General features: G+C 42.0%; 11 protein-coding genes. 4 read left to right on the top strand and 7 right to left on the bottom strand.

Features of this window, described 5'->3' with window-relative positions; genetic code table 11:
* Positions 1-116: 116 nt before the first annotated feature.
* From LZG71_RS24860 to LZG71_RS24845, 4 genes are all read right to left on the bottom strand, one after another.
* Positions 117-1,280 carry a DNA-binding transcriptional regulator gene (locus LZG71_RS24860; RefSeq protein ID WP_233825056.1) on the bottom strand — a complete coding sequence of 388 codons (1,164 nt, stop codon included), beginning with the start codon at positions 1,278-1,280 and terminating at the stop codon, positions 117-119.
* A gap of 55 nt (positions 1,281-1,335) precedes the next feature.
* The gene (locus LZG71_RS24855; protein ID WP_233825054.1) at positions 1,336-2,595 is read right to left on the bottom strand and encodes an MFS transporter; all 1,260 of its coding nucleotides are present in this window, start codon (positions 2,593-2,595) and stop codon (positions 1,336-1,338) included.
* 104 nt (positions 2,596-2,699) lie between these two features.
* Positions 2,700-3,533 (bottom strand): ROK family protein, encoded by an 834-nt coding sequence (locus tag LZG71_RS24850; protein ID WP_233825052.1) that lies wholly within the window; start codon positions 3,531-3,533, stop codon positions 2,700-2,702.
* 88 nt (positions 3,534-3,621) lie between these two features.
* Positions 3,622-6,216 carry a family 20 glycosylhydrolase gene (locus LZG71_RS24845; protein ID WP_233825050.1) on the bottom strand — a complete coding sequence of 865 codons (2,595 nt, stop codon included), beginning with the start codon at positions 6,214-6,216 and terminating at the stop codon, positions 3,622-3,624.
* Between the two features lie 405 nt (positions 6,217-6,621).
* Here LZG71_RS24845 and LZG71_RS24840 point away from each other — a divergent pair, with 405 nt between their 5' ends.
* The gene (locus tag LZG71_RS24840; RefSeq protein WP_233825048.1) at positions 6,622-7,722 is read left to right on the top strand and encodes an acyltransferase family protein; all 1,101 of its coding nucleotides are present in this window, start codon (positions 6,622-6,624) and stop codon (positions 7,720-7,722) included.
* A gap of 7 nt (positions 7,723-7,729) precedes the next feature.
* On the opposite strand, the gene LZG71_RS24835 is transcribed toward LZG71_RS24840, so the two are convergent.
* Positions 7,730-8,710 carry a nucleoside hydrolase gene (locus LZG71_RS24835; RefSeq protein WP_233825046.1) on the bottom strand — a complete coding sequence of 327 codons (981 nt, stop codon included), beginning with the start codon at positions 8,708-8,710 and terminating at the stop codon, positions 7,730-7,732.
* 208 nt (positions 8,711-8,918) lie between these two features.
* Positions 8,919-9,476: a Crp/Fnr family transcriptional regulator gene (locus LZG71_RS24830; protein ID WP_233825044.1), complete on the bottom strand. Its 558-nt coding sequence runs from the start codon at positions 9,474-9,476 to the stop codon at positions 8,919-8,921.
* 245 nt (positions 9,477-9,721) lie between these two features.
* On the opposite strand from LZG71_RS24830, the gene LZG71_RS30735 reads away from it, so the two are divergent.
* The 3 genes from LZG71_RS30735 to LZG71_RS24820 all read left to right on the top strand — a co-directional run bounded on the left by LZG71_RS30735 (position 9,722) and on the right by LZG71_RS24820 (position 12,384).
* A complete protein-coding gene (locus LZG71_RS30735; protein ID WP_409013670.1) occupies positions 9,722-10,150 on the top strand; it encodes a transposase in 429 nt (142 codons plus the stop codon).
* A gap of 101 nt (positions 10,151-10,251) precedes the next feature.
* On the top strand, positions 10,252-11,304 hold the full coding sequence (locus tag LZG71_RS24825) for an acyltransferase (RefSeq protein ID WP_233825042.1): 1,053 nt from the start codon (positions 10,252-10,254) through the stop codon (positions 11,302-11,304).
* Between the two features lie 309 nt (positions 11,305-11,613).
* Positions 11,614-12,384, top strand: a complete 771-nt coding sequence (locus LZG71_RS24820) for a shikimate dehydrogenase (protein ID WP_233825040.1) — start codon at positions 11,614-11,616, stop codon at positions 12,382-12,384.
* On the opposite strand, the gene ribD is transcribed toward LZG71_RS24820, so the two are convergent.
* Positions 12,381-13,448 carry a bifunctional diaminohydroxyphosphoribosylaminopyrimidine deaminase/5-amino-6-(5-phosphoribosylamino)uracil reductase RibD gene (gene ribD / locus LZG71_RS24815; protein ID WP_233825038.1) on the bottom strand — a complete coding sequence of 356 codons (1,068 nt, stop codon included), beginning with the start codon at positions 13,446-13,448 and terminating at the stop codon, positions 12,381-12,383. The two genes, LZG71_RS24820 and ribD, sit on opposite strands and share 4 nt — an antisense overlap.
* Between the last annotated feature and the right edge of the window lies 1 nt (position 13,449).

Below are 13,449 nucleotides of genomic sequence, written 5' to 3'. Positions count from 1 at the left end.
ACTCCCTCCTTAACTACCTAACTACTATACTCTTAACTCCTTAACTACTACATTTTTCACTTCCCTTAACTACTCTAACTTCCAAACTCCTTAACTTCTATAACTTCTACCTCCCCCTACTTCCCAGCCATATACTTATTCCGGTACACACTCGGACTGCATCCTTTTACCTGCCTGAACTGCCTTGCGATGTTTTTGCTATCGGTGAGTCCCATATCGAGGGCAATTTCAAAAACCGACATGTCCGTATCCAATAGTTTTTGGGTAAACTTTTCTATTCGCAGATTGAAAATGTATTTGTAAACCGGATAGCCGGTTATTTCAAGAAACCGCTTTTCCAATGCTCTTCGGGACAATGGAACCTGTTTTACAACTTCCTCCACATGCAGGTTTTTATCTATATTTTGATGTATAAATTTCAGCGACGTGGCGATGTGATCGTCGTTGGTGGCATAGATGTCTGTTGAATGACGTGTGATCACCTGCGTCGGTTTTACTACAATATCATGGTAATCAGCCACGCCATGTTTGATCAGTTGATCCAATAATTTGGCTGCATCGTATCCTCCCTTTTCCACATCCAGTGCTATGCTCGAAAGTGGCGGATCGGACAGATCACATATCATTTCATCGTTATCCACTCCCAAAACAGCTACTTCTTCAGGAATCCGTATTCCCAAATGTCTGCATGCCTCGGTTATATGTTGCCCCTGGTTATCGTCACAAGCCATGAGACCAATTGGCTTCGGTAATGATTTCAACCAGCGGCTCAGCGAACTTGGTTTGTAATACCACAACTCCGTTGACCTTGCCTTTTTGTGTTCAAAATAATGAACATTGTGTCCGGTACTTTTAAGCCGTTCTTCAAAACCTTCGGAACGTTCCCTCGACCATACAATGTCACTAAAACCATAAAAGGCGAAGTTGGTAAATCCTTTTTTCAGGAAATAATCAGCACCCAGCTGGCCGGTTTCATGATACGCTCCGGTGATGTTGGGTATTTCAGAAAATCTTTCTTTAAAATCCTGTGCGATGACCGGTATTCCTGCCTGCACAAATTTGCTGATTTCTTTGTCGTTATACAGCTGACCAATAATGCCGTCGGCTCCCCACTCCAAAGCCCATTTGAGAATACCATCCATGCCAACCGTTTCGCGGTGAAACAATGGCATCCGACAAAACACCCAGGGACCAAATTCTCTTGAATAGGTATTTATACCCTTCATAAGGCTTTTGCTGTACTCCTCGGCAAAATCTAGAAGAAGGATAATTTTATACATGAGTAGCGAGGAATTAGAAAAGCAATAGTAGCTAAAATGTATATCAAAATGCTACTTATGCTTTACTTTCAAAAAGTTCTTTCAAGCTTCCGACCCGATCGTTCGTAACCAAAGGGCGAGCCCATAATCCAATGCTCAATATATAACCCAGCGGAATAAGCAGGAACAGCATTGCGAGTTTTAAACCAACCATTTCTCCCAAACCGCCCACAATTAACGGCACTACCGCCCCACCGCATATACCCGCACAAAGTATACCTGAAAACGTACCGTGATGATTTGGAACAGAATTTAACGCAAGAGAAAAGATTACCGAATACATCACCGAGGCAAAGAAGCCTGTTGCGGGAAACGCAAGCAATGCCATTTCTTTTGAACCAAACAATGCCAGCAAAAGAGATAGAATGGCCCCGGTTGTGAATATGATCAATACATGCCGGCTATCAAAAATTTTAAGCAGCAACAGCCCCAATAAACAGCCAATGGTTAACAATCCCCAGAAATAGGAGATAACCGATGCTCCTGTCGTACCGGGATCAGCACCGTGATAGGTTTGCAAAAACTGAGATATCCAGTTCGCTATGCCCTGTTCGGTTCCTACATAACAAAATATACCAAGAAAAAACAGCCATACATATTTGTTTCTGACAAGCTCTTTGAAAGAGTTTCCTACATCAATACGTTCATCATCCCGAAGTTCAACTTTTGGAAACCGGATGACCGCGATAACCACTACCATTAACAGAGCGATCACTGCAAATACCCAGTAAAGCGAAACCCATTTCAAGTTTTCAGGCACCAGATTATTGAGAATACCAATGATAAATCCGTCCCCTCCACTATGTACGTTACGGACCAGATAGCTGTACAACATGGGACTCAGAAACGAAGCCGCACCAAAAAACAGCTGAGCCATCACCGAATTAAACGCAAACTTTTCTTCTCCCCCTGCAACACGCAACAGCGGATTAATCACCACCTGAAGCATCGCCATTCCTATACCAATCAGAAAAAGAGATAGTAGTGCAATTGAGAAACCAGGAATAACAGCAAATAGGAAAGCACCCGCAAAGGCAACCATAAATGCCCAGAGCAACACTTTCTTTTCTCCGTATTTCTCAACGAGTAGGCCGGATGGAATAGACATGACACCGTAAGCCACAAAAAATGCAAAAGGAAGAAAACCGGCCAGTCCCAGACTCAGATTAAAATCCCGTACAATATCGGGTATAATTGGTCCAAGAATGTTGGTCAGGAAGGAAATGACAAAGAAAATAACGAGGATCAGTATAACAATAAAGGAGTTTCTCTGCATGACAATTTTTTGTAACCGGTTGTTGTGCCCAAAGATGAGAAAAAAGCAGATTTACCTTACTATTTCGTAGTGATTTGCATTGTAAAGACCCCCGAATACGAGTATTATGCCTTTTCCATCAATGCTGCTGCTCCCAAAAGTGCTATGTTTTCGTTTTCCGACAATAATAATGTCAGATTGCTTATTGACCTTGGATACGCGAAATCTTTAAGACTTGCCAACATACTTTTTGTAAAAAGTCCGCTCGCCTTAGTGATTGATCCACCAAAAACAATTGCCTCCGGATCGTAGGTGTACATGATCGTTTTCACTACCGCACCCAGATGCACACCAAACTCTTCCCATGCAGCAAGTGCTGTTGTGTTCCCCTGCAATGCCAACCGATGCGCAGCGTAAGCATCCATCTGTAAGGATTCTTCAAAGAACCGGTTGCATACATAATCCTCAAGAATGGAGTCTTTGTAAGGCAACATCCCTATTTCTCCGGCTCCGCAATTATTGCCACTGTATAGATTGTTATCGATGATGATACCCGATCCAAGTCCGGTTCCTATCGCCATCCCAACCACAGATTTGTATTTTTGAGCAAGACCAAAACGGTGCTCGCCGAGAATAAAGCAATTTACATCGTTATTGATAAAAACCGGCAAATTGAATTCGCGTTCCACGATGTCCCTTAGTGCCACTTCTTCCCATGATGGGATATTCATTACATTGTACACAATCCCCTCATCGACATTTACAACCGACGGGACACCTATACCAATGCCTTTTACGGGATATTTTGTAAGAGGTCGTATCACATCCATCAGCTGAGATAAGGTGGAAGACAATGATTCTTTGTTTTCCAATAGTACCTTGTTCTGACGTGTAATTGCTCCGCCCAATTCTATTCCAGCCCTGATGTTGGTACCGCCAATGTCTACCCCGATGTTCATTAATTAAAAAAATTGAGTATTAAGTTATTTCTCCATCTTTCCACAACGATTTGTGGAAAGACGAAGGTCAAGAGAAGGGATTACAATATTATTTTGCATTGATAACGCAAGTCCTGCTTGCGCTTCCTGCGCTGTCAAATGATTTCAGTTTTACGGTACCCGTCACTTTTACGGCATCATTGTACAATTCAGATTTCGTAGTAGGTTCCGATCCGTCGGTGGTGTAACGGATAGCCAAACCTGGCAACTCTGTATTTGCTTTCAAAAGTCCATTATCTATGATTGCTCCCGGCATCGGCAGTCTGTAATTATATCCGCCATTCATAAATTTCAACTTTGGAATGTTGCGCTGTGCAATGGTGTTAGCAAACACATTCCATCCTTCCTGTATCATTTTATTCCGGGAATCGGCATCAGCAACATTTTCCCACTTACGTTCCGGAGCCCAGGCGCTTTCCGAAAAGCCCATCAGTTTAGGTAAAATGGCATACTCCATCATATCCCGACCTTTGATCATCTCACTCCAGAGCTGCGCTTCTACACCATATACATTCTTTCTTGCTTCCGGTTTAAGCAGTTCTTTTCCTACAAATTCCTCTTTCATTGGTTTACCCATAGAAGTTTCTTCCGTAGTCCGGAACATATTAAAGGGAGCAAACGCCCAGTTATCACGGGTATCAATAAAACCACCCCAGTACAATCCCGGCTCTTTGGGATCATTGTTATAGGCCATATCAAAATAGAAATTGGTCACATTACAAAACACCACCTGATATCCGGCATTGGCAAGCCTGTTACCCAAATCGACATCGTATACATTGTTCCAGATATAAGGTACAACCGGACGGTTGGCAAATTCAGGATTGGCATTGTAAATTCCGGCAGGTGTTTTGTTGAGAGCAACTTCTTCCCAGCCATGTACTTTCAGATTACGTTTTTCCAACCTTGGCAAAAGCTTGCGGAAGAAATAGGTCTGCAAATATCTGGCTTCTTTAATCTCCGGATGTTCTTTCATCAGCTGCGCGGCCATTGGTGATTTTGTCCAAACGCCTTCGGCAACTTCATCTCCACCTGTATGGAAAGCATCCATCGTTAAACCTGCTTCCTTATACAGTTTGCCAATTTCATCCACCACCTTTTCAAAGAAATGATAGGTAGATTCCCGCGCAACACTCACCACGTTATTCTTGTAACCCTGTGCCGAAATGTATTCCGACTTATCATCCGGATCGATCAAACGGTATTCGTTAGCTTCCTTTTCTTTACCTTCTTTCATGAGACGCTCATAACGTGCCTCCATGGACTTGATCGCCGCCATGGCGTGCCCCGGGAAATTGAGCTCAGGAATTACCTTAATATGTCTTTCATTCGCATATTTCAAGATTTCTATGAAGTCTGCCTTAGTGTAATAGCCACTACCATGTTTGTTTTTATCCCTGGCAAACGGACCTGATCCATAAGCCGGATGTATCGCAGACGCATCCTTGCCGGATGTGTGCTGGCGTTGCGCGCCAACTTCTGTCAACTCAGGAAGACCGTCAATTTCAATACGCCATCCTTCATCTTCCGTTGTGTAAAACAGGAAATGGTTCACTTTATAAGAAGCCAGCAGATCCAGAACCCGCTTCACAGATTCCTTTGTCTGGAAATTACGGCTTACGTCAAGATGCATACTTCTGAAATGAAATCGGGGAGCGTCCTCTACCTTTACAAAACCAAGATTAATGGCATTAACAGGTTTCTGAAAGTTTTCAACAGGCACCAGTTGCATCAGACTTTGAACTCCGTAAAAAGCGCCTGCCGCGTCACTTCCTGTTATCACAATACCGTTGGCATCTATATTTAAGGTATATGCCTCTTTCGAAATTCCGTTCACATTTACCTTACCGCTTTTAATAACAATAGCAGGATTAGTAAAACTTCCTTCCGCAGGCAATCCTTTTTGAATAGGGAAATCGGTACCGGTTACTTCTTTTAATTTCTGGATCAGGTAACGTGCTTCATTTTCCAGTCCTTCTTCGTAAAATATCTGATTGCGATTTGTCAGGGAAACAGCTCCCGGTGTGGAAGTCATCTTCACCGGACTAGGGATAATTTTCAATAACTGGTCGGCTCCTAGTTTTGTAAAAGCCAAATTGTGTTGATAACGTGTTTCGGCCGTGTTTACTTTATTCCGATCCATTTTACCTCTTAATATTTGCTCTTCCGTCGTAAACGGCTCCAACACATAATCCGTCACTTCCGCGATTTCTTCCTCTTTACCGTCTTTGTCGTAAAAAACAAAATACAACCCAACCGGCGCATCCGTCTCTTTAACCACTCCTTCGGTACCCGAGTATTGAATGACAAGAGAATCGTCTGGTCTTAATTTGAAATCCTTTGCGGCCACCATTTTGTACCAGTCGCCATTGATATGCTCAATAGTGGCTGGTTCAGCGGTTTTGTTTGAATGAATAGGTCGGGGTGACATGTTGAAAAACAGAGCCCAGTTACTCCCGTCAAGTGTAATCCCGCTATTGTTTTTTAGGGTAAATTGGGCCGAAAAGCTGCCATCCGGCTTTATAAAATTGCTGTTCAGTTTCCAGGATACTTTTATTTTCTGTGCTTCTTCCTTGGTAATTCTCGAACGGCCACAGCCTGCAAGAAGCAATAGCACAGCAAATAATAGAAATAGGTTCTTCATAATTGGTCTTGAATAGGTTCCGAATAAATACCCGGCAATTTATGATTTCGTCGTTTCTAATCCTCAATTTTTTCAGCTCCTGAGTAATTCGTTTATAACCATCATCTCAGAGCGCAGTTGTAATACTGCCATCACCCCAAAAGATACCATTGGAATTTCTTCTGTATTTTTAGTTGAATGGTATTGATATATGGTAAGAGCACGAAACAGGCAGTTATCAGCAGTATAGCAGATCTGGCAATCAAGAATTTACTTTAACCTCTACCCGATACAAGCTAAATAGCCCTTCCAAGGTATATCTGCGTATTTGTAGTTATACAAAATACTAACCACAAAAAACACAACAGTAAAAAGGAGAGGACTTTGTTGTCTTTTGTTCCTTTTGTGGTTCATCATCAAAGTCAAATGGATATTTCACCGAAAGCGCCGATACGTCTTATTTCACTGGATGCCATGCGTGGATTCACCATAGCCGCCATGATCATGGTGAATTTCCCGGGTGATGAGCAACATGTTTTCCCCACGCTCCAACATACCAAATGGAACGGGCTTACTTTCACCGACCTTATTGCTCCCGTTTTCCTTTTTATTGTGGGTGTGTCCATTGCATTTGCCTATTCCCGCCGATTAACTGAGCACAAACCAGCATTGTACAAGAAAATTGCGATACGTTCTGTGAAGATTTTTGCAGTGGGGATGTTTCTCAATATGCTCCCCTATTTCGACTTTTCCGATCTGAGATATACGGGTACATTGCATAGAATAGCCATCGTATTCTTTTTCTGCGCTGTATTGTTTTTGAATACAAACTGGAAACAACAGGCCATTACCGGTGCAATTATTCTTATTGTATACTGGCTTGCTATGATGCTTATTCCAACACCCGGAATGGGTCAGGTGATGCTGGAACCGGGTAAAAATCTGGCAGCCTGGATTGACCAGCAATTTTTACCAGGAAAAATGTGGCAGGGAAACTGGGATCCCGAAGGTATACTAAGCACCTTCCCAGCCACAGTTTCGGGCATAAGCGGAATGCTTGCGGGAAGGCTATTACTAAGCGATTTAACTCCTGAAAGAAAAACGAATTATCTGATGGCAGCAGGTTTGTTAGCTGCTTCCGCAGGATATTTTTGCGGACTTGTTTTCCCTGTAAATGAAAACCTTTGGACAAGCTCATTTGTTTTGGTCACTTCGGGTTTTGCCTGTATGCTGTTGGGTGCAATGTATTTTGTTATTGATATTTTGGGCAAAAAGCGAGGAACTTCATTTGGAATTATTTTCGGTGCAAATGCCATCGCAGCATACGTACTTGCCGATATACTCGCCTTGATACTTTACATCAGTCACTTTGGCGAAAAAACACTAAACCAACACGTTGTAGACACCTTCATCACGGCTGGCGTGGAACCCCGACTTGCGAGTTGGTTTTACGCTTTAATTTTCGTTGGTATTAACTTTATCCCGGTTTGGCTTCTGTATCGTCGCAAAATATTCATCAAATTATAAAACGAAACTATCTCTTACCTTCCCACATCATCAATCCCTCAATGAGCGCTGTAATCTGGCTTATGGGCATAGCTTCCGTCAGGTAAGCATGCGGTCCCATTGAGTCATCTTGCCATTTATTGCTACCACCTTCGACTATTATTTTACCTCTTTTCATTCCAAAATAAGGCTGCGCTCCGCGTACTGCAACAAGTACTGCCGTCTGATCCCAACTCATTCTCCCGTCCGCATCCTCTTTGCTTTTCGGCATAGCCAATGCATACACATCCTTCACTGGGCTGTCGAGCCGCTCGTTTACGATTACCTTCGCTCCTGTTTTTATTTGTTTTCCGATCTCGAATCCACTCAGGATAATTTGTGTTGGCCAGTTAGCGAATACCTTTTCCGACGCAACAGAATCGGTCAAAACGTTATATTCTCGTCCTTCCGGAAAAGCACCAGCCATAGAAACCAGTTCTTTCACTTTACGCTTCACCAGCTCAGCGCCAGGCAATGGAGAAATTTTATCAGGCTCCGATTCCAGCAAATTTTTCAGATTTGTCAAAAAACCTATGGTAACGATTGTCACACTACGGTCTGGCTGCGAGGCCAGTATTTTTCGGTAGGTTTCCACTGCGTCCGGAGCATCAGATGTGTTTTTGATCTTGTGTGGATATTTTTCAACCAACATCTCCGGCCATTTTTGAGAAGCTCCATAGCCCGGGCCGGCTCCTTTAGGTGCACCAGTCGGCAATTCAGCTCTGCCAAACCAGGTATTGATCACATCTATGGAAGGCACCACAAGTTCATTTTTGTTGGAAGAGATCACTGCCAAAGGCCTTACTTCTCCCCTATCGGCAAGTGCGTGCAATACAGCCATGGCGCCAACGTCATCATAGTCAGGACCTATATCTGTGTCCAGTATCACAGCAACGGATTGTCTGTTTCCTATTTGAGCGTAAACTGTGGATATAGTAAGAAGGGTAAAAAGTAAAGCTAATTTATACATTATTATATTTTTGAATCTGTACTTGTAACTGAACAGTGATTTGAAATTTTTCGTCTCAAAAACGAAGTTATGTTTAAGAGAAATGTACGTTTAAGTGAGCAGCTTTGCTGCGTTGGGAGGGAAAAAATTGATCTATTTCGACAAGAGTCTCGTTGTGCCTGCACCTTCTACCTACATATTGTTCTTTTGTCGCAAGTAATTTAATGCACTACTTGTTGAATTCTCGTCTGATACGAGAAAGGTTATAAGGACTTATGTCAAGATAACTTGCGATGTGCTGAATTTGAATTTGCCTGCTTAAAATAGGATTTTGATTCACGAATTGATGATAGCGCTTAGCCGCTGATAACATTCGGCAGCTATACATCCTATCATTATTTTCTTTTAAGCGTTTGCCCGCAATGTCTTTTGCAACGATATTAAGTTCAGGAAAATCCAAAAATAAATTTGTATAATCCTTCTTCGAAAACCTAATTATCTCTGCCTTTGCGCATGTTTCAATAAATTCATTACAGGGCAAATTGAACAAGAAATTATCAATGGATAACACAAAATCCCCCGCTTCGGAAAAACGGCTGGTCCACTCTCTCAAATCTTCCTTATAATAGTTTCGAATGATTCCACTGACCAGGAATATCAACTCTTTTTGCTCCTGTGCGGGAGCCAACAGTTCTATAAGCGCTTTAATTTTACACTTTGTAACTATTTGGTTTAAACGATGTCTTAACTCCTCTGAAACATTAATATGTTGTTGGAGTTTATTCATTAAAATTTTTTATTTTGCTGATACGAAGTAAAGAAAATACTTAACGATGCAAATTTCACTTCCGTTTAATAATATTTTGAATTAGGTACTTGATAGAGAATGTAAAAATACTTAACTATACTGTAAATAAGTAAGTTATACAAGAAAAAGATTCAAGAGACTATCGTTATTTGAGTTTCATCGGACCGCCGAAGCGAAAAGATTATGGTTCTGACTATTGAAAGGAAGGGAAAGTCGGACGGCCGATGCCGGTGTCTCGATGTATGTACGTGTTATTAAAACAGCGAGCAATCGGACTGAAGCGGAAAAACCTGAAAAAATTCATAGATGAGCATATCAGAAAGTACGCTCAGGTGCGTACTGACGGCTGGACTGGATACAAGGGCTTGGAGTCAGAATTCGCGAAACTAACATGTGAAAAATCCGAGAAAAAGGGCAAAAACGTCCCGCAATTGTGTCGAAGTATTATGCGGCGGGCGTTCCGCGTGTTTAAATTCTGGCTTAGAGGCGTTCACCACTCAGTGCATTACTTGCAAGCTTATATTAATGAGTATACCCTACAGGTTCAACCGTCACAAAATGAAGAAAGCGGACGCCGCGCGGGAATATTTGAGAATTTAATGAAACGAATGGTATCAAAACCACCGCATCCTTACAAATTAATTATTCCGTAAGGGCCTAATTCAATACTATTTTTTCAACATCAAATTTCTTGCTTTAAAGCAATAGATAGTTTTCATAATTTGCAATACATTTATCCACATTTGAGTAAACTATGAATAAACACCTTTACTCCTTAGATTATTTAAGAGGATTTGCCGCCATTTCGGTTTGTTTGTTCCATTTCACTGATAAGCTCGATTATCTTCCCAGCACTGATATTTTTAAGAATATTTTTAGTTGGGGACACTATGGAGTAGAGATTTTTTTCATTATCTCGGGTCTCGTCATTCCCTATTCAATGGAAAAAGGGAAATACACCTTGAGTAAAATCGGGATCTTTTTTAAGAAAAGAATTATAAGAATTGAGCCTCCGTTTTTGATTTCAATTCTTCTGGCTCTTGCTTTGAACTACGCAACTACCTTATCCCCTGTGTACAATGGAAAGCCCTTTGACATTGATTATCTCCAATTATCCTATCATATAGGTTATTTGAATGCATTTATGGGAAAAGACTGGTTGAATCCGGTCTGTTGGACTTTAGCAATTGAATTTCAATACTATATATTGATTGCACTGCTCTTCCCATTATTCAGTAATAAACGCCTACTGGTCTGCGTTGCCAGTTTAATTATTTTCAATGCACTCTCTCTTATATTCACGAGAAACTTTGTTTTTAATTTTGCTATTTTCTTTACAGTCGGCATTCTATTATACAGATATCTTGTCAATAAATTAAACATTTTAGAAGCATTTATTTTATCAGGAGCTGTACTCACTGTACTTCTTTTTCAGTATACATACAAAGAAATTGTAGTTGTAGTAGTTACCTGTATATTTGTTTTGCTTCCGATGCGACGTACATCCATAGGGGTATTTTTAGGAAATATCTCTTTTTCCCTGTATCTCCTGCACTTTCCAATAGGGCTTAGAGTAATTAATCTTACCCAAAGATTTTTGGAGACACAATCATTACGCCAACTAATGGTGATAGCTGCTTTAATTATCTCAATTGCAGCAGCATACATTTACTATATATACATTGAAAAACCATTTAAAGAGTTAGCGCAGCGCGTTCAGTATACTACCACTGAATCGGCAAATGATAATTTTAAATGGCAAAAGCGTGTCAAGAAACCTCCCTATGAAGCTATTGATGTAGTTTAACATTTGAAACCATACATTAAAATTCATTCGGGTTACAGGATTATCACACTCTCGCCCCGATTTTCGATCAAGGTCCATAATTGGTTCGTAGTTTGCAAAGCGTACTGCGATCAGTCGCGTTGCAAACTACGAACTATTTCAACCCCGATTCCAAAATCCGGATTAGCCGAAACTTTGCGATTCCATCACAAGTCAGCTAACTTCGCCTCCGGAATAAATCTTGTCATCGGGGTGAATCCTCTTTATTTACGTCAGATTTTCAACTTCCCCATTCTTCGGTAACGTTATCGAAACAGAATTTTCAACAATATGAATTTATACGGCTTAATAGGGTTTCCACTCACCCATTCTTTTTCCAAACGCTATTTTACTGACAAATTTAACCGGGAAGGAATCAAGGAAAGCAGCTACGATCTTTACGAAATGAAGTCGCTGGAAGAACTTCCGGAACTTCTGAAAAAAGGGGATCTCCGCGGACTGAACGTTACAATTCCGCATAAAAAAGAAGTAATGGCTTATCTGGACGATCTGGATGACTCATCTGCAGAGCGAATTGGAGCTGTTAACACGATCAAGATCTTTGCTGACGGAAGCACCAAAGGTTTCAATACCGACTACTATGGATTTCGCCAGTCACTTTTGGAATGGTTTGATCGCCGGGGAGAAACTTGTGACGGTTTCAAAGCGTTGATCCTTGGCAACGGAGGAGCGGCAAAGGCAGTTCAGGTAGCTTTGCAGGATTTGGAGATAGAATACCAACAGGTGTCCCGCAGTGCCGGTAATGATACTCTACAATACGAAGATCTGACACAGGAGGTGATGGAATCGCACCGACTGATCATCAACACTACACCGCTCGGTACCTTTCCCAATGTAGAAGGATGCCCTGAGATTCCGTTCCAGTACATCGGCAAACAACATTATTTGTACGACCTGGTTTACAATCCCGAAGAAACAACCTTCCTTAAAAATGGAGGTGAAAGAGGTGCTGCTTTGCAAAACGGTCTTAAAATGCTCGAACTGCAGGCTGAAAAAGCCTGGGATATCTGGACGAGCGAAGACGACATGTGGAGCGTTTAGCTCTTTTTGTAGTACGTCCAAAGATCATCCTGCACCTTTTCGGAGCCCATTAATATTCCACGGGGTGCAGGAGCCATAATTCCCTCTTTCAGAACCTTATTACTCTGGCAACGGCGTATTTCGTCCCAAAATCCACTTTTCAAAAAAGAATTAATTACAGCAGGCCCGCCTTCTACAAACACTGAATACACCTTCCGTTTCACCAGCTCACCAAGCAGCTGTTCAATTTCATCCTTTCCCGGTATGAGTTTTACCAATGCGGTTTCAAAAGTTTCTTCATATCGCTGAGGAAACGATGGCAACTCGGTTTCGTCTTTGTAGTTGGCAACAATGGTAGGTTGTGTTTGATCAAAAAAGTGAAGTGTTTCGGGTAAAATCCTGTTTCTGTCCAATACAATCCGCACCGGATCCCGCCCTTCCCACTTACGCACATTCAGCCGTGGGTTATCCACAAGCGCTGTATTAAAGCCAACCAGAATTGCATCTTCCTCACTGCGCCATTTATGAACACGCAGGTTCGAGAATTCTCCACTAATGGCCACCGGAGCTCCATTGGTATGTCCCAAAAAACCGTCAGCAGTTTCTGCCCACTTCAATATAACGTATGGACGATTTTTATTCAGGGCCAGGAAAAAACGCTTATTCAGTTCCAGTCCTGCTTGCGAAAGCACATCCTGGCAAACCTCTATTCCCGCTCCTTTCAATTTTTGAATACCACTTCCTGCCACCAACGGATTAGGATCCGTATTGCAGATCACAACCCGCTTCACATTTTTACGAATCAGTAAATCCGCACATGGTGGTGTTTTGCCTGTATGCGAGCAGGGTTCAAGCGTAACGTATACCGTCGCCTCAGACAGCAAAGCAGCATTTCCCCTTCGTTCAACATCTTCAATTGCCCTCACTTCCGCATGCGGACCGCCGTATTGACGGTGCCAGCCTTCGCCAATAATCATGTCGTTATGTACAATTACACATCCCACCATAGGGTTAGGGCTCACACTGCCCCGGCCATATTCTGCCAGTTGCAAAGCCCGCTGCATCCATTGAATATCTCTCTTCATG

It is taken from the genome of Dyadobacter sp. CY312 (genome assembly GCF_021390535.1).
In the GTDB taxonomy this organism is placed as follows: Bacteria; Bacteroidota; Bacteroidia; order Cytophagales; family Spirosomataceae; genus Dyadobacter.
Note: the sequence above shows the minus strand (reverse complement) of the source record. Positions and strands in the feature narration are given on the sequence as shown.

What these genes read in the sequence shown, in the direction of transcription:
- LZG71_RS24845 (WP_233825050.1), bottom strand. Translation starts at nt 6,216, where the DNA reads ATGAAGAACCTATTTCTATTATTTGCTGTGCTATTGCTTCTTGCAGGC.
- LZG71_RS24830 (WP_233825044.1), bottom strand. Translation starts at nt 9,476, where the DNA reads ATGAATAAACTCCAACAACATATTAATGTTTCAGAGGAGTTAAGACAT.
- LZG71_RS24850 (WP_233825052.1), bottom strand. Translation starts at nt 3,533, where the DNA reads ATGAACATCGGGGTAGACATTGGCGGTACCAACATCAGGGCTGGAATA.
- LZG71_RS24860 (WP_233825056.1), bottom strand. Translation starts at nt 1,280, where the DNA reads ATGTATAAAATTATCCTTCTTCTAGATTTTGCCGAGGAGTACAGCAAA.
- LZG71_RS30735 (WP_409013670.1), top strand. Translation starts at nt 9,722, where the DNA reads ATGCCGGTGTCTCGATGTATGTACGTGTTATTAAAACAGCGAGCAATC.
- LZG71_RS24820 (WP_233825040.1), top strand. Translation starts at nt 11,614, where the DNA reads ATGAATTTATACGGCTTAATAGGGTTTCCACTCACCCATTCTTTTTCC.
- LZG71_RS24840 (WP_233825048.1), top strand. Translation starts at nt 6,622, where the DNA reads ATGGATATTTCACCGAAAGCGCCGATACGTCTTATTTCACTGGATGCC.
- ribD (WP_233825038.1), bottom strand. Translation starts at nt 13,448, where the DNA reads ATGAAGAGAGATATTCAATGGATGCAGCGGGCTTTGCAACTGGCAGAA.
- LZG71_RS24825 (WP_233825042.1), top strand. Translation starts at nt 10,252, where the DNA reads ATGAATAAACACCTTTACTCCTTAGATTATTTAAGAGGATTTGCCGCC.
- LZG71_RS24855 (WP_233825054.1), bottom strand. Translation starts at nt 2,595, where the DNA reads ATGCAGAGAAACTCCTTTATTGTTATACTGATCCTCGTTATTTTCTTT.
- LZG71_RS24835 (WP_233825046.1), bottom strand. Translation starts at nt 8,710, where the DNA reads ATGTATAAATTAGCTTTACTTTTTACCCTTCTTACTATATCCACAGTT.